The following is a 22,218-nucleotide window of genomic DNA, read 5'->3' on the forward strand; positions in this document are numbered from 1 at the left end:
AGAGCCCGGGAACGGGCCCGAGCGCAACGACGTCGCCACCGTGGACAGCGCTTTCCAGGCGCGGAGTGCACTGGCCCAGGGCGAGAACCAGGCCGACCGGTACCAGGGGTACCCGCGCCGGACGACGCTGCGGACGTACCCGGAGAACGCCGCCGACAGGTCCATCAAGCTCGGCCTCGCGCCCTACCACTCGCTCGCGCCGACGCTGAACGCGTTGCAGCGCAGGAGCAACCGGGTCTCCGTCGAGGTCGTCGGGCAGTCGACGCTCGGCCGCGACCTGTACCTCGTGACGCTGACAGCGCCGGAGAGCGCGGCCGAGACGCGGGTCCAGGAGCGGTTCCGGGCGTCCATCGAGGAGGGGCGGAGCGTTCCGCACCCCCTCTACAAGGCGCCGATCTGGATCAACAACAACATCCACGGCGACGAGTGGGAGGGCACCGACGGCGCGTTGCGCGTCATCGAGCACCTCGCCACGAGCGACGACCGGGAGACGAAGAACCTGTTGCAGCGCAGCAGGATCTACTTCAACCTCACGGCCAACCCGGACGGCCGGGTCGCCGGCACGCGCGCCAACAACGCCGGGTTCGACCTCAACCGCGACTTCGTCACGAGCTCCCAGCCCGAGAACCGGGCCATGCAGGACATCGTGGAGCGCACCCAGCCGTTGATGATGCTCGACCAGCACGGGTACGTGGCTAACACGCTCATCGAACCGACCACGCCGCCGCACGGCCAGAACTACGACTTCGACCTGTACATCAAGCACGGGTACGAGAACGGCCTGCGGATGGAGAAGGCCGTGCAGGCCCTCGGACACCCCGAGGCGGCGAAGCCGGAGATCCCGTTCCGCGACTACCCGGTCGGCGAGTGGGACGGCTGGGCGCCGATCTACACGGCGCAGTACTCGATGTACCACGGGGCCGTCTCGTACACGATCGAGATCCCGATGCGGGTCAACCGCTCCGACTACGACACCCTGCCCGCGGCCGAGCTGCAGCGGCGTTCGAAGATCAACACGGACGTCGTCGAGGCCACCATCAAGACCACGCTCGACTACGTGGACGACAACCGGCGCAGCCTCATCGCGAACCAGACGGAGATGTTCCGCAGGGGCGCGGCGGGCGAGGAGCAGCGGTACATCCCGGACGGCTTCGTGCCCGGTTTCGGGCCGGAGGACCGCTTCAGCACCGAGTTCCCGCGTGCCTACGTGATCACGAACGAACGGTCCGCGGCCGCCACCGCGCGCCTCGTCGACCAGCTCGTCCGGCACGACGTCCGGGTGCAGCGCGCCGAGAGGCCGTTCACGCTCGGCGGCAAGCGCTACCCGGCCGGCTCGTACGTCGTGGACATGCACCAGCCCAAGCGCGGCCTCGCGAACGTGATGCTGGAGCAGGGCAGCGACATCTCCGACAAGGCGCCGGTCATGTACGACATCTCCGGTTGGAGCCACCGCCTGCTCTGGGGCGCTTCGGTCGACATCCTGAAGAGCGGCCAGCTGCGCTTCGACGGCAAGCCGGTCACGGCCGCCGCGCCGACCGGGGCCGTCGACGCCGCGCCCGGTGCCGACCTCGCCGTCACCCTGACCGACCAGAAGGACGTCAGCGCCGTCAACGACCTGCTGTCGCGCGGGCTCGAACTGCGGCGGCAGGACGACGGCACCATCGTCGTCCCGGCGAAGGAGCGCGCCGCCGCGCAGGAGGTCGCCGACCGCTACGGCGTGCGCTTCACCACCGCGAAGCCGGGCGGCACGCCGGTGCAGCGCAAGGTGGTCGCGGCCGCGGTCTCCGCCGACGAGCTGCAGGTGCTGCGCGAGTCCGGGTTCGACGTCCGCACCATCTCCACGGTGGTGCTGAACTCGGGCTTCGACTGGTCGAGGATCGATGTCCTGTACGTGGGCGCGGGGCTCAACTACGCGCAGCTCAACGCCACCGCGAAGGCCGCGCTGGACGAGTTCCTCAAGCGCGGCGGTGTGGTCACGCGCGGCGCCACGGGCAGCCGCTTCAACACCGACGCCAAGCTCCTGCAGGCCACGCCGGTCGCCGGCTGGGAGGACGCGAACGGCGTGGTGAACGTCGTGAACGGCACCGGCCCGGTGGGCGCAGGAGCGCTGCCGCACTCGTTCGTCTACGCACCGCAGTGGTTCACGAACCTCGGCACGGGCGTGACGGTCGAACAGCGCTATGGCAGCACGGTGATCGCGGCGGGCCACTGGCACGCACGGGACAACGGCACGGGCGGACAGGACGCGGCAGCAGGTCAGGCGGCAGTGGTGTCCGGTACGGCGGCCAACGGCGCGAGGGTCGTGTTGTTCGGCACCGAGCCGATGTTCCGCAACCACCCGAAGGGCCTGTACGCGCAGGTCGCGCGCGCTCTGTTCTGGAGCGGTTCGCGCTAGGCAAAGTATTAGGGGCGGGACGGCCCCGACAGCCGATCCCGCCCCTTCCTGCAATACCCCACTAGAAGAGTTCCCCGCAGGCCCGCAAGAGAAACCCCTGGTCAGGACTCCCCGGCGCCCGGCGGCAGGAACCCGTGCGCCGACAGGTCGAACCAGTTCCCCTCGGGGTCGATCGCCCGGTACTCGGCGAACGGCCGGTCACCCCCGCGCAGCGCGGGCCTCGGCTCCAGCGTCTCGAGGTACGGCTCGACGGACTCCACCTGGAACCCGAAGTGGTTGAAGCCGGTCGGCACGTCCCCGTCCAGCCGCTGCTGGATCAACGCCAGGTTGAGGTACCCGTCGGTGACGAAGTGGCTGCCGTCGGGGTCGGTGTGGAACAACGTCATCCCGAACTTCGACGTGTAGAAGTCGGCCATCTCCTTCGCGTCCTGCACGACGAACGCGAGGTGGCGCAACCTGGGCCTGCTCATGACTGTCCCTTCGGGATCATGTTGTGGAACGCGGCGACCTCCCAGCCATCGGCCCGCCGCACGACGACGGCCTGGGCGTGGGTGGTGATGCCCGCCGGGGCGATGGACGACGTGACGTGCACGACCGAGACGTCGTCGGTCAACGGCCTGATCAGGCTGATCTCGGCGGTGAGCTTGGTGTCGCGGTAGGGGCCCGCGAAGAGCTGGGCGTGCCCGAGGGCCACCGCGCGCCGCCCGAACAGCTCCTCGCCGCGCACGGTCACGAAGTCGACGTCCTCGGCGAACACGGACGCGAAGGCGGCGCCGTCACCCTGCGCCCAGCCCTGCTCCATGCGCTGCCACAGCGCGTAGATCTGTTCACTCATGCGTGGTTCGTCCTCAACGGCAGGCGCAGGCACGAGGCGTCCCACGCGGCGAGCGAGTAGTAGAGGCCGCCGTGGCGGCGTTCGAGGTAGCAGACGACGTTCACGGGCCACCCGCTGCTTCGGAACATGTGCTCGTCCATCGGCGTCGGACTGTCGCTCAACGGCCGGTTCCGCTCGCACTCCGGCCCCAGCCGGTGCCAGTCGGGGTGCAGGTGGATCGACCCGAGCACGTCGAGGTCGCGCGCGTCGGCCGCCCGCGTGATCGTCAGCAGGTCGGCGGGGTCGAGCCACCACGCCCGCACCGGGTTCTCGTACGCCGTGCCGAAGCGGGGCACGATCGTCGTCGAGAACTCCTCCCGCGCCGAGGGGTCCGTCAGGCGCGCGTTGCGGCCGAACGCCACCTCGGACACCACGGCCTCGGTGCCCTCGACGCGCCCGAGCAGCACCGCGAAACACGGTCTCGGCTCGTCCTCGGTGATGAACGAGTATTCGGCGGACGCGGCCTCCAGAAACGTTTTCACAGCGCGATCCGAAAACAGCACCGCGTCGGTGCGCGTCGGGCGCTCGGCCAATTCCATCACGCGAGCGAACGTATCGAGACCACGACGTCTCACGACAGATAGCGAAGGGTGTTGGACCTATTACATTCAGCGATAACATCGCGGCCATGCGTCTGGAAGTGCGGCATCTCGAACTGGTCGTGGCGATCGCCGACTGCGGCAGCCTGCGCAAGGCCGCCGCCCGCCTGCACCTCACCCAGCCCGCCGTGACGACGCAGCTCAAGCGCATCGAGGAGCACCTGGGCGGCACGCTGTTCCTGCGTGCGGCCGACGGCGTCACGCTCACCCCGACCGGTCAGGACTTCGTCCAGGAGGCCCGGTCGATGCTCACCCAACTGGTCACGCTGGAACGCGTAACGCGCCGTAACGCGCAATGCGGCAACGCTCCGACCAGGCTCGCCGGAATCCCCGCCTATCACTTCGGACTACTCGTCGGCGCGTTAAAGGACAACGTCACGAGTCGCACCGTCAAGGAGACCGGCACGCTCACCGCGTTGCTCACCACGGGCGAACTCGACATCGCGGTGATGCGTCGATTTCCCGGTACTCCGCTCACCTTTCCGCCGAACGTCGGACACCGGCTGCTCACCCGCGAACCGCTGTTCGTCGGCGTCCCCGGGCAGCATCCGCACGCGCACGAGCCCGAGATCGCGCTGGAGGCCCTGGCGCAGGACAAGTGGGTCATGCCCGAGCCCGACGACAGCGGCATGAACGCCCACTTCGCGCGCGAGTGCGCCGCCCGCGGGTTCGAGCAGCGGATCGCGCACTTCAGCAGCGAGGCCCACGTCGCGTTGACGCTGATCAGGGAGTCCGGCGCGGTCTGCCCGCTCTACCCGGTCGGCGGCACCCCGGCGGGCATCGCCCGGCTGCCGCTCACCGGGAACCCGCTGGTCCGCGAGGTCGTGCTGGCCTGGCGCACGGACGCGCCGGTCGCCGAAGAGGTCGACGACCTGTGCGAGCAGGTCGCCGCCGGGTACCTGAAGCTCGTCGAGGAGAGCGAGGTCTACGCGCGGTGGTGGCGTGACGGAGGCGAGAGCTTCGCCCTCGGCCACTAGTCCTTCGTGCCGCCGCCGTTGTTCGGCCGCACGATGATCACGACCCGGTCGTCGGACGAGATCGGCGCGCCGCCCGTCTTGTTGACCGTGCCGACCAGCGACGCCGACTCGTTCAGCATCTCCATCGGCCCGAGCAGGCCGAAGCCGTCCTCGGCCAGCGCGATCTCCGGCTTGCCCGTGAACGCGCCGGTGGCGTTCATCGACAGCGACTGGTAGCCGGGCGTCTTGGACGTCGCCACGGACAGCTGGTCCGAGTACGACGCGCAGCCCATCACACCGGGCCGGTCGGGCCACGCCCACGCGACCTCACCGAGCTTGCCCGGTGCGACGCGGTAGACGACGTCGCCGCTCGCGGCCCAGTCCGTCACCCAGACCTTCGTGGTGTCGGCCGAGACGCACAGGCCGCCGGGCAGCCGCAGCCCGGACGACACGACCGCGGTGCCGGCCGTCGGGTTGCCCTGGGCTGGCTGGCCGGAGCCGTCGATCCGCAGCACCTTGCCGGCCAGCGAGTTCGGGTCGGCGGCCAGGGCCGGGTTCCCGGCGTCCCCGGTCGCGACGAGGATCGCGCCCTTGCGGTCGCTCGCCAGCACGCCGCGGTTGCCGGACGGCCCCTTCGGGATGCCGGTGAGGATCGGCTTGGGCGTGTCACCGGGGGCGATGCGCAGCACGCGGTTGTCCGTCGCCGTCGTCACGTAGACGTAGGCGAGCTGGTCCTCGGCGAACGTCGCCGACAGCGCGAGCCCGGTCAGCCCGCCGTCGGTGGACGCGTCGACCTCCAGCTGCGCGATCACGACCGGGTCGACGTCCTTGGTGACCTTGAGCAGCCGTCCACCGCGCTCGGTCGCGTACGCCGCGACGCCGCCCTGGGCGTCCGCGCCGATCGGGGCGACGCCGGTGACGGTGTTGAGGCAGGTGGCCACGACGGCCGGGTGGTAGTCCTTGCAGCCCTGCGGCGGCGGCACGCTCTGCGGCGCCGGGTTGCGGCCGGGGTCACCGGGCGTCGGGCGGTACTCGCCCGGCAGCTCCGGCTTCGGCCCCGCCTGCGGGGTCAGCTGCGGTTGCGCGCTCCACTGCGTGGGCGCCGGCTCGTCGGGAAAGCTCGCGCAACCCCCCACCAGCAGGCAGGCGGCTGTCAGCAACGCAACGGAACGAACCACGGCTCCCAGGTTAGGTGCGCGACCGTGAACCCGAAGTCAACTTCTCTCCGAAGTCGCGAAGTCCACGGACCGGACCCGGTCGAGCAGCAGGTCGAGCTCGGCCGACACCACCTCGGGCGCCTCCAGCGGCAGGTAGTGGCTGCACGGCAGCACCCGCAACCGGGCCTGCGGCAGCGCGCCGACCGGACCGGACATGCTCTCCGTCGTCGCCAGCACGTCGTCGCGGCCGGCCAGCAGTGTGACCGGGCACACGATCGGGCCCAGGTCCTGCCGCGGCGCCGTGCCGAGGGCCAGCGCCAGCGTGAAGTACCAGCGCCAGTCGTGCTGCAGGAACCGGCTCACCGCGTGCGTCACGGCCTTCGGGTCGCTCGACGGCTTGATCACGCCGCTGTGCCGCAGCAGGAACGCCGTCGCGTCCGTCACCGGGACCCGGTGCAGCACCTGGTCCAGCACCGGACCGGCCTGCTGCAGCAGCCTCGTGCCGGTCAGCCCCACGAACCGGCGCACGGTCTTCGGCACGAGCGGCAGCATCGCGTCGAACGAGTCACCCGGCGCGCCCGCGACGAGCAGCAGGCCCGCCACCCGGTCCGGGTGGCGCAACGCGAGTTCGGCCGCGATCGTCACACCCATCGACCAGCCCATGACGACGCACCGCTCGACGCCCGCGTCGGCCAGCACGGCGATCGCGTCCGCCACGTGGTCGTCCAGCGAGATGTTGCGCTCGTCGACGGGCCGGTCCGAGCCCATGGTGCCGCGCATGTACCAGCTGAGGACGCCGCCGCGGTCGGTCAGCGACGGCCACGACTCGGGGCCGGAGCCCACGCCGGGGCACAGCAACACCGGTGTGCCCTCACCCGCGGCCTGCCACGTCCGGATCTTCGTGCCGTCCCACGCGATGATGTCGTGCTCCCGCATGCCGAACATTCTGACGTACGTTGGCGTCGTGACGCTCACCGTGCTCGTGCCAGATGATTTCGGAGTTCAAGCGCTGTCCCAGGTGGACGGTGTCCGGGCGGTCCGCTACACGCCGGGGGAGCCGTTGCCCTCCGACGGGCTGGACGCCGAGGTCCTCATCCCGCGGTTCCTCTCCGGCACCGACCCGCGTGAGGTGTTCGAGCAGCTGCCGAACCTCAAGCTGGTGCAGCTGCTGAGCGCCGGCGCCGAGAACTTCATCGGCAGGGTGCCCGACGGCGTGATGCTGTCCACGGCTCGGGGCGCGCACGGCGGCAGCACGGCGGAGTGGGCCATCGGTGCGTTGATCGCCATCTATCGAGACTTCTTCGTCTTCGAACGGGCGCGCGCCGAGGGCCGCTGGGACTACCACGGCACGGACACCTTGCAGGACAAGAAGGTCCTGATCGTCGGCGCCGGAGACCTGGGGGAGCAGCTCAAGCGCCGCCTGGAGCCGTTCGACGCCACGGCCACACTGGTCGGCCGCACCGCCCGTGAAGGCGTGCACGGCCAGGACGAACTGCCGGAGCTGCTGCCCGGGTTCGACGCCGTGGTCGTCTTCACGCCGATGACCGAGGAGACCCGGCACCTCGTCGACGCCAAGTTCCTGGCGGCGATGAAGGACGGCGCGATCCTGGTCAACGGCGCGCGCGGCCCCGTCGTGGACACCGACGCGCTGCTCGCCGAACTCACCTCCGGACGGCTGCGCGCGGCACTGGACGTGACCGACCCCGAGCCGCTGCCCGCCGATCATCCACTGTGGACGGCGCCGGGCCTGTTCCTGACGCCGCACGTGGCCGGCTCGTGCACCGGCAGCGGACATCGCGCCTACGCCGTCGCCATCGCGGAGATCTCGCGGTTCGCGGCCGGGGAGGAACCTCGCAATCTGGTCCACGGGACTTATTAGTCCAACTGGGTGAAACTGGGCTGCCGTTCGGACCTCGCGCGCCCGCGCGAGGTCTCCTAGCGTGCGGGCGTGGCTACTCACGACAAAGGCTCGACGAGTTCGAGCGCTTTCTCCGACGACTCGTTCTACTCGGGCAGCGGAGGGGGAGTGCACCACTTCGACGACGGCACGACCAGAGCCGGGTCGGACGTCCTGTCGCCGTACGACTCGACCACGAAGTCGTTCGACACGACGGCCTACACCCCGCTCGACACGTCCACAGTGGACACGCGCGACGAGGACCCGTTCTCCGACGACCGCAAGAAGTTCGGCTGGACCGCCGGCCCGGACATCGGCCTGCTCGGCCTGCGGGCGGTGCTCGGCGGCATCTTCCTGCTGCACGGCCTGCAGAAGGTCTTCGGCCTGTTCGGCGGCCCCGGCATCAACGGCTTCGCGCAGTCGCTCGAGAAGATGGGCTACCGCGAGTCCGTGGTCCTCGCCTGGGTCACCGGCATCACCGAGCTCGCGGGCGGCGGACTGCTCGTGCTCGGCCTCTTCACCCCGCTCGCCGCGGCGGGCCTGCTCGCCGTGATGGCCAACGTCATCGCGCTGCAGTACAAGGGCGGTTTCTTCGGCCCCAACGGCGTGGAGCTGGAGCTGGCGCTCGCCGGCATGGCGTTCGCCGCGCTGTTCGCCGGTCCCGGCCGGGCCGCGCTCGACTACAACCGCAGCTGGTTCCGCCACCCGCTGGCGGCCGGGTTCATCGCGCTGCTCATCGGAGCCGGTGGCGCCGCGGTGACCTACTTCGTCTTCCGGTAGGAACACCGGATGCGGAAGAACGTGACGGGAGCGGTGCTCCAGCTCGCCCTGCTGGTGATCGGCATCCCGGTCGTGTACCTGGTGGCGTTCCCGTTCGGTCTCACCGCGCAGTCCCTGCTCCCGCCGCTCGGCCTCCTGGCAGGCCTCATCGTGAGCGGCGTCATGGTCAAGAAGACAGAGCAGCCCGTCAGCGGACCGCTGACGGGCTGGCTCGTGTTCGGCGCCGCTGTGGCGCTCGCCTTCGCTCTTTAACGGCTCGGGTCGCGCACGGCACCCGTGGACGCGTCCGTCGCCATCCGCGCGTACGCCCGCAGCGCACCCGTGACCGGGCGGATCCGGTCCACCGGCTGCCACGGCCGTTCCGACGCCTCCATCTTGGCGCGGCGCTCGGCCAGCACGGCCTCGTCCACCAGCAGTTCGAGCCGGCGCTCGTGCACGTCGATCAGGATCCGGTCGCCGTTCTCGACCAGACCGATCGTGCCGCCACCCGCCGCCTCCGGCGAGATGTGGCCGATCGACAGGCCCGACGACCCGCCGGAGAACCGGCCGTCCGTGATCAGCGCGCACTTCTTGCCGAGGCCGGAGCCCTTGAGGAACGCCGTGGGGTGCAGCATCTCCTGCATGCCGGGGCCGCCGGACGGGCCCTCGTAGCGCACGACCAGCACCTCGCCCGCCTGGATCTCCTTCTTCAGGATCACCGAGACGGCCTCCTCCTGGGACTCGACGACGCGCGCCGGGCCCTCGAAGTGCCACAGCTCCTCGTCGATGCCCGCGGACTTGATGATCGCGCCGCGCTCGGCCAGGTTGCCGCGCAGCACGTTCAGGCCGCCCTCACGGGTGTAGGCGTGCTCGAAGTCGCGGATGCAGCCACCGGCCGCGTCGGTGTCCAAAGAGGACCAGCGGTTCGACGTCGAGAACGCCTGCGTCGTCCGGACACCACCGGGGGCGGCGTGGAAGAGCTCGATCGCCTCGGGCGACGGGTTCTCCGCCCGGATGTCCCACTTGCCGAGCCACTCCGCGAGCGTCGGAGTGTGCACCGACGTGACGTCGTCGTTCAGCAGGCCGGCCCGGTAGAGCTCGCCCAGCAGAGCGGGGATTCCGCCGGCCCGGTGCACGTCCTCCATGTGGTAGTCGGAGTTCGGCGACACCTTGGACAGGCACGGCACGCGGCGGGACAGGTCGTCGATGTCCTGCAGCGTGAAGTCGATCTCGCCCTCCTGCGCGGCGGCGAGGATGTGCAGCACGGTGTTCGTCGAGCCGCCCATGGCCATGTCGAGCGCCATCGCGTTCTCGAACGCCTGGCGGTTCGCGATCGACCGCGGCAGCGCCGACTCGTCGTCCTCGCCGTACCAGCGCTTGCACAGCTCCACGACCACGCGGCCGGCCTCGGAGAACAGCTCCCGGCGCGCGGCGTGCGTGGCGAGCGTCGAACCGTTGCCCGGCAGCGAGAGACCCAGGGCCTCGGTGAGGCAGTTCATGGAGTTCGCGGTGAACATGCCGGAGCACGAGCCGCAGGTCGGGCACGCGGAGCGCTCGACCTCGGAGAGCCCGTCCTCGCTCACGGCGGGGGAGGCCGACGCGGAGATCGCGGTGATCAGGTCGGTCGGCGCGACGGCGACGCCCTCGACGACGACGGCCTTGCCGGCCTCCATCGGGCCGCCGGACACGAACACGACGGGGATGTTGAGGCGCATGGCCGCGTTGAGCATGCCGGGCGTGATCTTGTCGCAGTTCGAGATGCAGACGATCGCGTCGGCCTGGTGCGCGTTGACCATGTACTCGACGGAGTCGGCGATGATCTCGCGGCTGGGCAGCGAGTAGAGCATCCCGCTGTGGCCCATGGCGATGCCGTCGTCGACCGCGATCGTGTGGAACTCGCGCGGCACGCCACCCGCTTCTCGCACGGCCTCGGCCACGATGTCGCCGAGATCGCGCAGGTGCACGTGGCCCGGCACGAACTGCGTGTAGGAGTTGGCGATCGCGATGATGGGCTTGCCGAAGTCGCTGTCGGTCATGCCGGTCGCGCGCCAGAGGGCGCGGGCACCGGCTGCGTTGCGACCGTGCGTGGTGGTGCGAGAGCGGAGCTGAGGCACTGCTCCTCCAGATTCAGTTCAAGAAAAAGTGCGCGCGGGACGGCCGGGTGAGGCGTCACCAAGTCTGGGAGCGGTGCCTCAAAGGTTACTCGTGCGCAGACTCGCCGAGACCAGCAGACAGGCCAGTGCGAGCGTGATCACGTGCACCGCGGTGCACCAGAGGCAGATCTTGCCGATGACGAGGAACTCCGCCGCGACCAGGTAGACCACCATCAGCACGCCCACGCCGACGGACGCGAGGCGCACCCACTTGAGCGTCCCGATCCGCCACGCGAACGGGAGGCAGATCACGGTCAGGAAGGCGAAGAACGCCAGTCCGAGGAACGCGACCGGGATGCCGAAGAGCTCCGACTGCTCGCTCGTGGTCACGGTCTCACAGTCGATCACGGCGTCCGCCGAGCACAGCAGCGCGTTGGCGTTGAAGTGCGTGTACGTCAGATAAGCCGACGTCAGCAGGCCCGCGATGGAGAGCAGCAGGCTCAGCAGAGGAACTCGTCGGATCACTTCTCCGACTCCACGACCTCGCCGGACTTCTCCTCGGCAGGCTCCTCCACGGCCTCCTCCACGGCCTCTTCGGCGGGCTCCTCGGCCCGCACCGGGACGGTCGTGTCGGGCACGCGCCCGCCGCTGACCACCGACAGCGCCGGCAGGTGCATGAACCGCACCGCGGGCAGCGTCACCTCGGAGTCGTCGGTCTTCACGGCCCGCAGCCAGCCCTTCTGGACCAGCCGGATCGACTTCACCTCGTCCCACCGCAGCGTCGTCGTGCCGAACACACCACGGGCGACGATCTCCTCCTCGGTGACCGTCGTGCGGTTGCGCAGCACCCAGTAGGCGTAGGCGAGCGGCAGGAGGTAGAGCGCTTGCAGCCCCGGAGCGAGCCACGCCACAGGGGTGACGCAGATGACGATCAAAGCCGCTGCGAGCAGGGCCGTTGCCGGGATGCGAAAGACCAGCTTCTTCACCCGGTCGATTGTTCCACGTCCACGATCCGGGAATTCCGTCTCGCAGAGTTGACGCCCTCTTGCCAGAGGCGATAACGTCCCGGCCATGCAGCGCACGCTCGTTCTCGTACTTCTCAGGCGCGTCGACGCCTGAGCCGAACAGCCTGCGTCGACGCGCGACCCTCGCACGACCCAACTTCGGGTTGTCGAGGGTTTTTTCGTGTCCGGACCCCGATACCCACGAGGCAATGAGATGACCAGCGCACCATCGCGACAGGCTCCCGAGCCCACGTCGCCACGTCCAGGTCCGCGGCCCAAACCGGCCCCGCCCACGGGCGCACCGATCCGTGTAACCGGTGCTCAGTCGCTTGTCCGGTCCCTTGAGGCGGTCGGCTGCGAAGTGGTCTTCGGCATTCCCGGCGGGACGATCCTCCCCGCGTACGACCCGCTGCTGGACTCCACGAAGGTCCGGCACATCCTGGTCCGCCACGAGCAGGGCGCAGGACACGCGGCCACCGGATACGCCCAGGCCACCGGCAAGGTCGGTGTCTGCATGGCGACCTCGGGACCGGGTGCGACGAACCTCGTCACCCCGCTCGCGGACGCGAACATGGACTCCGTGCCCGTCGTCGCGATCACCGGCCAGCAGTCGCGGCCGCTGATCGGCACGGACGCCTTCCAGGAGGCGGACATCTGCGGCATCACGATGCCGATCACCAAGCACAACGTCCTCGTGACCGACGCCGCGGAGATCCCGCGGGCGATCGCGGAGGCGTTCCACATCGCGGCGACCGGCCGACCCGGCCCGGTCCTCGTCGACATCCCGAAGGACGTGCTGCAGGAGCAGACCAGCTTCTCGTGGCCGCCCGAGATGCGCCTGCCCGGTTACCGGCCGACGACCCGGCCGCACGGCAAGCAGGTCCGCGAGGCCGCCAAGCTGATCGTCAGCGCGCGCAAGCCCGTGCTGTACGTCGGTGGCGGCGTCATCAAGGCGGACGCCCACGCCGAGCTGCTGCGCCTGGCCGAGGACACCGGCATCCCGGTCGTCACGACGCTGATGGCGCGCGGCGCGTTCCCGGACTCGCACGAGCAGCACCTGGGCATGCCCGGCATGCACGGCACCGTCGCGGCCGTCGCGGCGATGCAGAAGTCGGACCTGCTGGTCGCCTTGGGCGCCCGGTTCGACGACCGCGTCACGGGCCAGCTCGGCTCGTTCGCCCCCGACGCGCAGATCATCCACGCCGACATCGACCCGGCCGAGATCTCCAAGAACCGCCGCGCGGACGTCCCGATCGTGGGCGACTGCAAGGAGATCATCACCGAGCTGATCGACGCCGTCCGCACCGAGCGGGAGACGGCCAAGGCCGTCGACCTCACGCCGTGGTGGGACACGCTGAAGTCGCTGCGCGAGACCTTCCCGCTGGGCTACGACTGGCCGGAGGACGGCACGCTGTCCCCGCAGTTCGTGATCGAGCGGATCGGCGCGCTGTCGCCGTCCGACACGATCTACACGGCGGGCGTCGGCCAGCACCAGATGTGGGCCGCGCAGTTCGTGAAGTACGAGCACCCGCGCACGTGGATCAACTCCGGCGGCCTCGGCACGATGGGCTTCGCGGTCCCCGCCGCGATGGGCATCAAGGCGGGCGAGCCGGACCGCACGGTGTGGGCGATCGACGGCGACGGCTGCTTCCAGATGACCAACCAGGAGCTCGCCACCTGCGCCATCGAGGGCCTGCCGGTGAAGATCGCCGTGATCAACAACGGCAACCTGGGCATGGTCCGCCAGTGGCAGACGCTGTTCTACGGCGAGCGGTACTCCAACACGGATCTGGGGACGCACAAGCACCGCATCCCAGACTTCAAGCTCCTGGCGGAAGCCCTCGGCTGTGTCGGCCTCCGCGCCGAGTCGCGCGAGGAGGTTGACGAGGTGATCGCGAAGGCGCTGGAGATCAACGACCGGCCGGTCGTGGTCGACTTCGTCGTCGGCAAGGACGCCCAGGTGTGGCCCATGGTCGCGGCGGGCACCGGCAACTCCGAGATCATGGCCGCCCGCGGCATCCGCCCCCTGTTCGACGAGGACATCTGATGACCAGGCACACGCTGAGCGTTTTGGTCGAGGACAAGCCCGGTGTGCTCGCACGCGTCGCCGGTCTGTTCTCCCGCCGCGGCTTCAACATCGAGTCGCTGGCGGTCGGCCGCACGGAGTACCCCGACATCTCGCGCATGACCATCGTGGTGTCGGTCGACGAGCTGCCGCTGGAGCAGGTCACCAAGCAGCTCAACAAGCTCATCAACGTCATCAAGATCGTGGAACTGGAGCCGACGGCCTCCGTTCAGCGGCAGCTGGTGTTGATTAAGGTCAGGGCGGACGCGACGGTGCGGTCGCAGGTCCTCGAAACCGTCCAGCTCTTCCGCGCGAAGGTCGTCGACGTCTCGCCCGAGGCCGTCACGATCGAGGCGACGGGCACGTCCGAGAAGCTCGACGCGCTGCTGCGCATGCTGGAGCCCTACGGGCTTCGCGAGATCGTCCAGTCCGGCATGGTCGCCATCGGCCGTGGCGCACGTTCCATCACTGCCACCGCGGTTCGCTAGAAACCAGACAGAAGGAAATACAGTGAGCGTTGAGATCTTCTACGACGACGATGCCGACCTGAGCATCATCCAGGGCCGCAAGGTGGCCGTGATCGGCTACGGCAGCCAGGGCCACGCCCACGCGCTGTCCCTGCGCGACTCGGGCGTCGAGGTCCGCATCGGCCTGCAGGAGGGCTCCAAGTCCCGCGCCAAGGCCGAGGAAGAGGGCCTGGAGGTCGGCACGCCGGCTGAGGTCTCCGCGTGGGCCGACGTGATCATGATCCTGGCGCCGGACACCGCGCAGCGCCACATCTACGCGAACGAGATCGCCGCGAACCTCAAGGAGGGCGACGCGATCTTCTTCGGCCACGGCTTCAACATCCGCTACGGCCTGATCACCGCGCCGTCCGGCGTGGACGTCGCCATGGTCGCCCCGAAGGGCCCGGGCCACCTGGTCCGCCGCCAGTTCGTCGACGGCAAGGGCGTCCCGGCGCTCATCGCGGTCGAGCAGGACGCCTCGGGCAACGCGCAGGCGCTCGCCCTGTCGTACGCGAAGGGCATCGGCGGCACGCGCGCCGGCGTCATCAAGACGACGTTCAAGGAAGAGACCGAGACCGACCTCTTCGGCGAGCAGGCCGTCCTCTGCGGTGGCGCCTCGGCGCTCGTCCAGGCGGGCTTCGAGGTCCTCACCGAGGCGGGCTACGCCCCCGAGGTCGCGTACTTCGAGTGCCTGCACGAGCTCAAGCTGATCGTCGACCTCATGTACGAGGGCGGCATCGCCCGCATGCGCTACTCGATCTCCGACACCGCGGAGTTCGGCGACCTGACCCGCGGCCCGCGCGTCATCACTCCTGCGGTCAAGGAGGAGATGAAGAAGATCCTGGGCGAGATCCAGGACGGCACCTTCGCGAACGAGTGGGTGGCCGAGGACGACAACGGCCGCGCGAACTACAAGAAGCTGCAGCAGGAGGGTGAGAACCACCCGATCGAGGCAACGGGCAAGAAGCTCCGCGACATGATGTCGTGGGTCGACCGCCCGATCACCGAGACCGCCTGACCTTTCCGTTCAGGTTTCTCGCAGGTCTTTCCCCAAGGGAGGCCCGTGGAGCGCGTGTGACGCTCCGCGGGCCTTTCCGCTTTTCGTTCGCTTCCATCCGCTAACTTCTCAGCATGACCGAGAGTGCGCCGATCTACGACGACAAGGCCCACGTCCGGGGCAAGCTCGACCTCCGCAACGCGGAGTGGAAGCGCCCGCCGGAGCCCGAACCGGAGGACGGCCACGTCGAGATCGCGTTCATCGAACACACCGACGGCGCCACCTACGTGGCGATGCGCAACTCCAAGCAGTTGGAACCGGTCCTCACCTTCACGATGGCAGAGTGGGACGCGTTCGTGCTGGGCGCGAAGGACGGCGAGTTCGACGAGCCGTGGTGACCGCCTCCACCACGTCCTCCAACGGCAGCGTCCCGTCCACGATCACAGCACCCATCGCTCGGTAGCGCTCCTCGATCCGCGCGTTGTGCCACAACGAGGCAGCCAACTCCTCGGGATGCTTCCCGAACGAGTTCCCGATCCGCGTGGCCAACCTCCGCCGCACCGTCTCGTCGTCGATCACCAGACACACCACCAGCTCGAAGAGGTCCACCACCTCGGCTTCGTTCTCGACGCCGCCGAACAGGTAGGCGTCCCGATCCCGAGACCGCGCGGCGAGGTCTTCGACCAGTTCCCGGCTGATCTCCCAGCCGTACCGGTCGAGCCACCCGGCGGGCACCGGATCGGGCGGATCGACGACGACCTCCCTGGTCTCCCGGTCGACCCAGTGGTTGTAGCCCTCCCAGTCGGTGTCGACCGCCACCTCTCCACGCACCTTGAGCACTTCGCAGACCGTCGACTTACCAGCGCCGGACACGCCGGTCACCCACACGAGTGGCACGCACCAAGCGTGCCACCGGCGCCAAGGGAATTACGCAACAACCGCACCCCCGCGCGGCACCACGACGCAAGCCCAGCCACGGTGCCAACCGCACCCGCCAAAGCAAGGCGACCACGACGCAGGCCCGGCGCGCGGTGCCAGCCGGAAGCCGACGACGAAGGCCAACCACGCACGCAGCCTGGCGTGGCGATGCGAAGCGAGCCGTCTGAACCTCGGCGCGCTGCGAGGCGATAAGGCCCCGGCCTCGGCGATCGGGGCTTGACTTTGGGTGCGAGGTGCTACCCCTCGCGGATCGGCCGGGCGCTTTTCAGCCCGGCTTTTCCAGGCCGACCAGCGCCTCGCAAGGGCCCCGAAGTCAAGCCCCGATCGCAACCCACTACATCGTCCCGGCCCGCGTGAGCACCCTCGCAAGGTGACGGGAACCAACCCAACGCAACCAACCCCCGACAAACAGGCGCCAGCCCACGCAAGCCGACCCGGGCTCCACCACGTCCCAACCCCTGGGCGTCACCCTGAAGAGCGAACGCCACGTCCACCCCACCGGAGTCCCATACTCCAAGACGCGGGCAGTGACCTGAACCACCCGGCGGAATGCGCGCGCAAGCCCCCTGTCTATGCTCGTTAACAGTCCGGACACATTGCGGTGCTCCGGTCGGCGCGGGCCAGCCGCCCCCGACCACGCCCGCGCCCCACGATCCGACCCTTCCTGGGAGCGATGTCCGTGAGCAACACGAGCCGACCTGTTGTCCTCATCGCCGAGAAGCTCGCGCCGTCCGTCCTGGACGCTCTCGGTGACGGCGTGGAAGTCCGCCACGTGGACGGAACCGACCGCGCGGCCCTCCTCGAGGCCGTCCAAGACGCCGACGCCCTGCTCGTCCGGTCCGCCACCCAGGTGAACGCCGAGGTCTTCGCGGCCACCCGCAAGCTGAAGGTCGTGGCCCGCGCGGGTGTCGGCCTGGACAACGTCGAGGTCCCGGCCGCCACGCAGAACGGCGTGATGGTCGTCAACGCCCCGACGTCCAACATCGTCAGCGCCGCCGAGCACGCCGTGGCCCTGCTCCTGTCCGTCGCGCGCCAGATCCCGGCCGCGCACGAGACGCTGCAGAACCACGAGTGGAAGCGCTCCAAGTTCAACGGCGTCGAGATCAACGGCAAGACGGTCGGCGTCGTCGGCCTCGGCAAGATCGGCCAGCTGTTCGCGCAGCGCATCGCCGCGTTCGGCGTCGAGCTCATCGCCTACGACCCGTACGTCAGCGCCGCCCGCGCCGCGCAGCTCGGCATCGAGCTCGTCACGCTGGAGGAGCTGCTCGAGCGGGCGGACGCGATCAGCATCCACCTGCCCAAGACGCCGGAGACCAAGGGCCTCATCGGCGCCGAGCAGCTGGCGAAGGCCAAGCGCGGCGTCATCATCGTCAACGCCGCCCGCGGTGGCCTCATCGACGAGGAAGCCCTCGCCGAGGCGGTCAAGGAGGGTCAGGTCGGCGGCGCCGGCATCGACGTCTTCTCCACCGAGCCCACGACCGAGAGCCCGCTGTTCAACGTTCCGGGCATCGTCGTCACGCCGCACCTCGGCGCGTCCACGGCCGAGGCGCAGGACCGCGCGGGCACCGACGTCGCGAAGAGCGTCATCCTCGCGCTCGCCGGCGAGTTCGTGCCGGACGCCGTCAACGTCCAGGGCGGTGCGGTCGGCGAGGAGGTGCGCCCGTACCTGCCGCTCGTGCAGAAGCTCGGCACGGTCCTCAGCGCGCTCGCGCCCAAGGCGCCGACCACGGTCACCGTCGAGGTCCGCGGTGAACTGTCCACTGAGGACGTCGAGATCCTGCCGCTCGCCGCGCTGCGCGGTGTCTTCACCAAGGTCGTCGAGTCGCAGGTGACGTTCGTGAACGCGCCGAGCCTCGCCGCCGACCTCGGCGTCACGGTCGAGCTCGTCAAGGAGACCGAGAGCCCGAACCACCGCAGCCTCGTCACGGTCAAGGCCGTGCAGGCGGACGGCACGACGAACACCGTGTCCGGCACCGTCAGCGGCATCGCGCAGGTCGAGAAGCTGGTGAACATCAACGGCCGCAACTTCGACCTCCGGGCCGAGGGCACCGTGCTGCTGCTCGAGTACCCGGACCGCCCCGGCGTCATGGGCACCGTCGGCACGCTGCTCGGCGAGGCCGGCGTGAACATCGAGGCCGCGCAGATCAGCCAGACCGGCACCGACGCCGTCATGGTGCTGCGCGTCGACCGTCCGGTCGACACCCAGGTGCTCGACCCGATCGGTGCCGCCGTCGGCGCGCGCACGGTCCGCTCTGTCGACTTCGGATAGTCACGACATACGGGAAGGGGATGGGCAAAATCCCCTTCCCGTAGACATCGTCATTCACAACGAAGTCGTAACAGGCAACTATCCGTAGACAACATTCATACTTTCGGGGCAGTCGCAAAGACACGATCAGCGATTAGCGTCCCCACGAGGTTGACCCGGTGCCGTAGAGGGCACGGCACATCTGGATGCGGGTCGAAGGCACACACCTCGGTTGGGGCAACGTTGTGAAGAGACGATCGAGTTTGGTGGTGTTCTCTGCCATCACCACACTGCTGATCGCACCCGCCACCGCACAGGCGCAGAGCCCTGAGCTCGCGCAGCCGGTCAAGGGTGCACAGGGGTTGGACGCGAAAGCGTTGCACCTCAAGGTTTCTCCCAGGCTCAACGCCGCGGGCACGGTCACCGCGTTCGTCGCGCTCGACCGCAAGCCGGCCGTCGACGCGTTCGACGAGAAGAAGAGCCAGGGCAAGGAGGTCGCGAAGCAGGCCGCCAAGCAGGCCAAGAACGACACCTCCGCGACGGTGGACCAGGTCGTCGGTCAGCTGAAGAGCGCAGACACGCAGACCAAGGAGCTCTACCGCACGTCCAACGGCGTTCCCGGCGTCGTCGTGAAGGCCGACGCGCAGAAGGTGCGCGACCTGGCCCAGCGCAGCGACGTCCTCGCGGTCTACCCGGTCGTGCCGAAGAAGCGCCAGAACTCGAACGCGGTCCAGCTCACCAGGACCGTCAACGTCTGGCAGCAGTACGGCAAGCTCGGTGACGACGTCCGCGTCGGCATCATCGACACCGGCGTGGACTACACGCACGCGAACTTCGGCGGTCCCGGCACGGTCGAGGCGTTCAAGGCCGTCGACCCGACCAAGGCCGACCCGAACTTCCCGACCGCCAAGGTCGTCGGCGGCTACGACTTCGTCGGCGAGGCCTACGACGGCGAGAGCACCGACCCGGCGATCAACACGCCGAAGCCCGACCCCAACCCCATCGACTGCAACGGCCACGGCTCGCACGTCGCGGGCACCACGGCCGGCTTCGGTGAGAACGCCGACGGCAGCACGTTCAAGGGCGACTACACCAAGCTCGACGCCGCGAAGCTGAACGAGATGAAGATCGGCCCCGGCACCGCGCCGAAGGCCCAGATCTTCGCGCTCAAGGTCTTCGGCTGCGACGGCTCGACCAACGTCACCTCGCAGGCGCTCGACTGGTCGCTCGACCCCGACGGCGACGGCGACTTCTCCGACCACCTCGACGTGGTCAACCTGTCGCTCGGCTCCGACTACGGCGCCCCGGACGACCCCGACAGCCTCTTCGTGAAGAAGCTGTACAAGGTCGGCGTCATGCCGGTCTTCTCCGCGGGCAACGGCGGCGACCTCTACGACATCGGCGGTTCGCCGGGCAACACGCCCGAGGCGCTGACCGTCGCCTCCACGCGCGACTCGTACGTGCTGCGCGACGGCGCCGAGGTCAAGGGCCAGGGCCTCAAGCCCGGTCAGTACAGCCAGAACTTCACCGGCTACCTGGGTTACAACAAGGAACTGCCGGTCGTGAAGCTGACGCAGGCGGGCAACCTCGACGGCTGCCAGCCGCTCACCGACACCGTCGCGGGCAAGTTCGTCTGGCTGGAGTGGGACGACAACGACGCCACGCGTCGCTGCGGTTCCGGCGCGCGGGCCAACAACGTCCAGGCCGCCGGCGGCCAGGGCGTGCTCCTGTCGTCCACTTTGGAGAACTTCGCGGCGGGCATCGCGGGCAACGCGGCCATCCCGATGTTCCAGTTCACCGGCTCGGCCACCGCGGCGGTCCGTCCGGCGCTCGACGCGGGCACGCTGGTCGTCCGCCTCGCGGGTGACCTGCGCACCTCGACGGCGACGTACGACCAGTCCATTTCGGACACCCCGAGCTCGTTCACCAGCCGCGGCACCCGCAGCGGTTCGATCAAGCCGGACGTCGCCGCCCCCGGTGACACGATCTCGTCGACCGCCGTCGGTTCCGGCAACGACCGCCTGGTGATCTCGGGCACGTCGATGGCGTCCCCGCACGTCGCGGGCATCGCCGCCCTGGTCCGCCAGGCGCACCCGGACTGGTCGCTCGAGGAGGTCAAGGCCTCGATCATGAACACCGCCGGTGCGGACGTGAAGGAGAACGGCAAGACCTTCGCCCCGAACCGGGTCGGCACCGGACGCGTGGACGGCAAGTCCGCGCTCGACAACCAGGTCCTCGCCTACGTCGAGGAGGACAACGGCTACGTCAGCGCGAACTTCGGCGTCGTCGAGGTCTCGAAGCCGGTCGAGAAGTCCAAGACCATCAAGCTGGTCAACAAGTCCACGAAGTCCGTCGAGTACAAGGTCGGCTACACCGCGGCCACGACGATCCCCGGCGTGAGCTACGTGCTCTCGCAGGACAAGGTGAAGCTCAGCCCGCGCGGCGTCGCGAAGGTCAAGGTCACCCTGAAGATCACCGACCCGAAGGCCCTGCGCAAGACGGTCGACTCGACGGTCGAGCCGAACCAGCTCGACGTGCCGCGCCAGTTCCTCGCGGACGCCTCCGGTCGCGTGACCTTCACGCCGACCGCCGGCGCCACCGTGCCGCTGCGCCTGTCGGTCTACTCGGCGCCGAAGCCGGTCGCGGACATCAAGACCGCGTCCAGCCTCAAGTTCCCGGGCAACAGCAAGCAGGCCGTCCTCAACGTGTCCGGCAAGGGCATCGACCAGGGCACCGGCTCGCAGGCCTACCGCTCGCTGATCAGCGTCCTCGAGCTGCAGGCCCAGTCGCCGAAGCTGCGCGACTGCAAGCGCAACGTCACCGAGAACTGCGCGCTCAACGAGACCGCCAAGGGCGGCGACCTCCGCTACGTCGGCGCGGCCTCCACGGCCCCGCTCGCCAAGGCGCAGGGCAAGCCCGAGGAGGCGCTGCTCGCGTTCGGTGTCGCAACCTGGGGCAACTGGTACAACCTGGGCAAGAACACCATCCCGTTCGTCGACATCGACACCAACGGTGACGGCACCGCGGACTTCGAGGTGTACGCGACCCGCCTGACCGACACCGACCTGCTGGTCGCGACCACCGTGGACCTGAAGACGGGCGAGACCGTCGACATCCAGGGCGTGAACGGCCTGTTCGGCGACGTCGACGCGAACGTCCAGGACACCAACGTCGTCGTCCTGCCGGTGCTGCTGAGCGCTCTCGGCATCGACGCGACGAAGGACACGGCCCGCGTCTCGTACACGGTCGGCACCGCCGGCTACTACCCGGCGCCGGGCAACGCGAACAAGCTGATCGACGTGGTCGACCGCAAGCTGTCCTTCGACCCGCTCAAGCCGGGTCTGTGGGCGCAGGGCGGCGGCGACGCGGCGCTCTCGTACCTCGCGAAGCCGGGCACCGCGCTCGTCGTCAACAAGGACGAGGCCTCGCTGAAGGCCGACAGGTCCGACGGCCTGCTGGTGCTCAACCACCACAACGCCAACGGTGACCGCGCGTCGGTCGTCCTGGTGAAGTCCGGTGGGCGGGGCGCCTACTAGATCGGATGTTTCACGAGAGGCCCGGTTCTCCGCCAGGGGACCGGGCCTCTCGGTCTGTCACGGCCCGGAACTGCCTGCCGTCACCCCTTGACGCGACACCGTTCCTGCGGTCGAGTGACACTCGAAAGTTTGGTATGGGCCGTGTGGGTGTCCCGCAGTACGGGAGATAACACCCCGATGGGGTGTCCGGCAT

The 22,218-nt window shown here is 69.3% G+C and carries 20 protein-coding genes; 11 read left to right on the plus strand and 9 right to left on the minus strand.

What is annotated here, in order from left to right; translation table 11 throughout:
* The first annotated feature begins 40 nt into the window (after positions 1-40).
* Complete coding sequence (locus ABZX02_RS04510; RefSeq protein WP_355294741.1) at positions 41-2,395, plus strand: M14 family zinc carboxypeptidase; 2,355 nt, start codon at positions 41-43, stop codon at positions 2,393-2,395.
* Between the two features lie 101 nt (positions 2,396-2,496).
* Here the strand turns inward: ABZX02_RS04510 and ABZX02_RS04515 are convergent, their stop codons facing one another.
* Genes ABZX02_RS04515 through ABZX02_RS04525 form a run of 3 tightly spaced genes read right to left on the minus strand, consistent with a single transcriptional unit; the run spans position 2,497 to position 3,751 of the window.
* On the minus strand, positions 2,497-2,865 hold the full coding sequence (locus tag ABZX02_RS04515) for a VOC family protein (RefSeq protein WP_355294743.1): 369 nt from the start codon (positions 2,863-2,865) through the stop codon (positions 2,497-2,499).
* Entirely contained in the window at positions 2,862-3,230 is a 369-nt protein-coding gene (locus tag ABZX02_RS04520) for an SgcJ/EcaC family oxidoreductase (protein WP_355294745.1), read from the minus strand. The genes ABZX02_RS04515 and ABZX02_RS04520 overlap by 4 nt, the downstream gene beginning before the upstream one ends.
* The gene (locus tag ABZX02_RS04525; RefSeq protein ID WP_355294747.1) at positions 3,227-3,751 is read right to left on the minus strand and encodes a hypothetical protein; all 525 of its coding nucleotides are present in this window, start codon (positions 3,749-3,751) and stop codon (positions 3,227-3,229) included. The genes ABZX02_RS04520 and ABZX02_RS04525 overlap by 4 nt, the downstream gene beginning before the upstream one ends.
* A 146-nt stretch (positions 3,752-3,897) precedes the next feature.
* Between ABZX02_RS04525 and ABZX02_RS04530 the strand changes: the two genes are divergently transcribed.
* Complete coding sequence (locus ABZX02_RS04530) at positions 3,898-4,845, plus strand: LysR family transcriptional regulator (protein WP_355294749.1); 948 nt, start codon at positions 3,898-3,900, stop codon at positions 4,843-4,845.
* Here ABZX02_RS04530 and ABZX02_RS04535 read toward each other — a convergent pair.
* Both ABZX02_RS04535 and ABZX02_RS04540 read right to left on the minus strand, forming a co-directional pair.
* Positions 4,842-6,002, minus strand: a complete 1,161-nt coding sequence (locus ABZX02_RS04535) for a PQQ-dependent sugar dehydrogenase (RefSeq protein ID WP_355294751.1) — start codon at positions 6,000-6,002, stop codon at positions 4,842-4,844. The two genes, ABZX02_RS04530 and ABZX02_RS04535, sit on opposite strands and share 4 nt — an antisense overlap.
* A 36-nt stretch (positions 6,003-6,038) precedes the next feature.
* Positions 6,039-6,917 carry an alpha/beta hydrolase gene (locus ABZX02_RS04540; RefSeq protein ID WP_355294753.1) on the minus strand — a complete coding sequence of 293 codons (879 nt, stop codon included), beginning with the start codon at positions 6,915-6,917 and terminating at the stop codon, positions 6,039-6,041.
* A gap of 28 nt (positions 6,918-6,945) precedes the next feature.
* On the opposite strand from ABZX02_RS04540, the gene ABZX02_RS04545 reads away from it, so the two are divergent.
* The 3 genes from ABZX02_RS04545 (at position 6,946) to ABZX02_RS04555 (ending at position 8,910) form a co-directional block, all read left to right on the plus strand.
* Positions 6,946-7,860 (plus strand): 2-hydroxyacid dehydrogenase, encoded by a 915-nt coding sequence (locus tag ABZX02_RS04545; protein ID WP_355294755.1) that lies wholly within the window; start codon positions 6,946-6,948, stop codon positions 7,858-7,860.
* Between the two features lie 69 nt (positions 7,861-7,929).
* The gene (locus tag ABZX02_RS04550) at positions 7,930-8,658 is read left to right on the plus strand and encodes a DoxX family protein (RefSeq protein WP_355294757.1); all 729 of its coding nucleotides are present in this window, start codon (positions 7,930-7,932) and stop codon (positions 8,656-8,658) included.
* Between the two features lie 9 nt (positions 8,659-8,667).
* Positions 8,668-8,910: a hypothetical protein gene (locus ABZX02_RS04555; RefSeq protein ID WP_355294759.1), complete on the plus strand. Its 243-nt coding sequence runs from the start codon at positions 8,668-8,670 to the stop codon at positions 8,908-8,910.
* On the opposite strand, the gene ilvD is transcribed toward ABZX02_RS04555, so the two are convergent.
* From ilvD to ABZX02_RS04570, 3 genes are all read right to left on the minus strand, one after another.
* Positions 8,907-10,751: a dihydroxy-acid dehydratase gene (gene ilvD / locus ABZX02_RS04560; protein WP_355294761.1), complete on the minus strand. Its 1,845-nt coding sequence runs from the start codon at positions 10,749-10,751 to the stop codon at positions 8,907-8,909. The genes ABZX02_RS04555 and ilvD overlap by 4 nt on opposite strands.
* 78 nt (positions 10,752-10,829) lie before the next feature.
* Complete coding sequence (locus ABZX02_RS04565; protein ID WP_355294762.1) at positions 10,830-11,255, minus strand: vitamin K epoxide reductase family protein; 426 nt, start codon at positions 11,253-11,255, stop codon at positions 10,830-10,832.
* On the minus strand, positions 11,252-11,716 hold the full coding sequence (locus tag ABZX02_RS04570; RefSeq protein ID WP_355294764.1) for a PH domain-containing protein: 465 nt from the start codon (positions 11,714-11,716) through the stop codon (positions 11,252-11,254). The genes ABZX02_RS04565 and ABZX02_RS04570 overlap by 4 nt, the downstream gene beginning before the upstream one ends.
* 322 nt (positions 11,717-12,038) lie before the next feature.
* Here ABZX02_RS04570 and ABZX02_RS04575 point away from each other — a divergent pair, with 322 nt between their 5' ends.
* The 4 genes from ABZX02_RS04575 (at position 12,039) to ABZX02_RS04590 (ending at position 15,700) form a co-directional block, all read left to right on the plus strand.
* Positions 12,039-13,781 (plus strand): acetolactate synthase large subunit, encoded by a 1,743-nt coding sequence (locus tag ABZX02_RS04575; RefSeq protein ID WP_355295011.1) that lies wholly within the window; start codon positions 12,039-12,041, stop codon positions 13,779-13,781.
* Positions 13,781-14,287 carry an acetolactate synthase small subunit gene (ilvN, locus tag ABZX02_RS04580; RefSeq protein WP_030467896.1) on the plus strand — a complete coding sequence of 169 codons (507 nt, stop codon included), beginning with the start codon at positions 13,781-13,783 and terminating at the stop codon, positions 14,285-14,287. The genes ABZX02_RS04575 and ilvN overlap by 1 nt, the downstream gene beginning before the upstream one ends.
* 22 nt (positions 14,288-14,309) lie before the next feature.
* Entirely contained in the window at positions 14,310-15,323 is a 1,014-nt protein-coding gene (gene ilvC / locus ABZX02_RS04585) for a ketol-acid reductoisomerase (RefSeq protein ID WP_086660705.1), read from the plus strand.
* A gap of 113 nt (positions 15,324-15,436) precedes the next feature.
* A complete protein-coding gene (locus tag ABZX02_RS04590; RefSeq protein ID WP_090066479.1) occupies positions 15,437-15,700 on the plus strand; it encodes a DUF397 domain-containing protein in 264 nt (87 codons plus the stop codon).
* Here the strand turns inward: ABZX02_RS04590 and ABZX02_RS04595 are convergent.
* Positions 15,633-16,199, minus strand: a complete 567-nt coding sequence (locus ABZX02_RS04595; protein ID WP_355294767.1) for an AAA family ATPase — start codon at positions 16,197-16,199, stop codon at positions 15,633-15,635. The genes ABZX02_RS04590 and ABZX02_RS04595 overlap by 68 nt on opposite strands.
* A gap of 721 nt (positions 16,200-16,920) precedes the next feature.
* Here ABZX02_RS04595 and serA point away from each other — a divergent pair.
* On the plus strand, positions 16,921-18,510 hold the full coding sequence (serA, locus tag ABZX02_RS04600; RefSeq protein WP_355294769.1) for a phosphoglycerate dehydrogenase: 1,590 nt from the start codon (positions 16,921-16,923) through the stop codon (positions 18,508-18,510).
* Positions 18,511-18,695: 185 nt separating this feature from the next.
* A complete protein-coding gene (locus tag ABZX02_RS04605; protein ID WP_355294771.1) occupies positions 18,696-22,025 on the plus strand; it encodes a S8 family serine peptidase in 3,330 nt (1,109 codons plus the stop codon).
* Positions 22,026-22,218 lie beyond the last annotated feature (193 nt).

The sequence above is a fragment of the Lentzea sp. NPDC003310 genome (assembly GCF_040610935.1).
GTDB lineage: Bacteria > Actinomycetota > Actinomycetes > Mycobacteriales > Pseudonocardiaceae > Lentzea.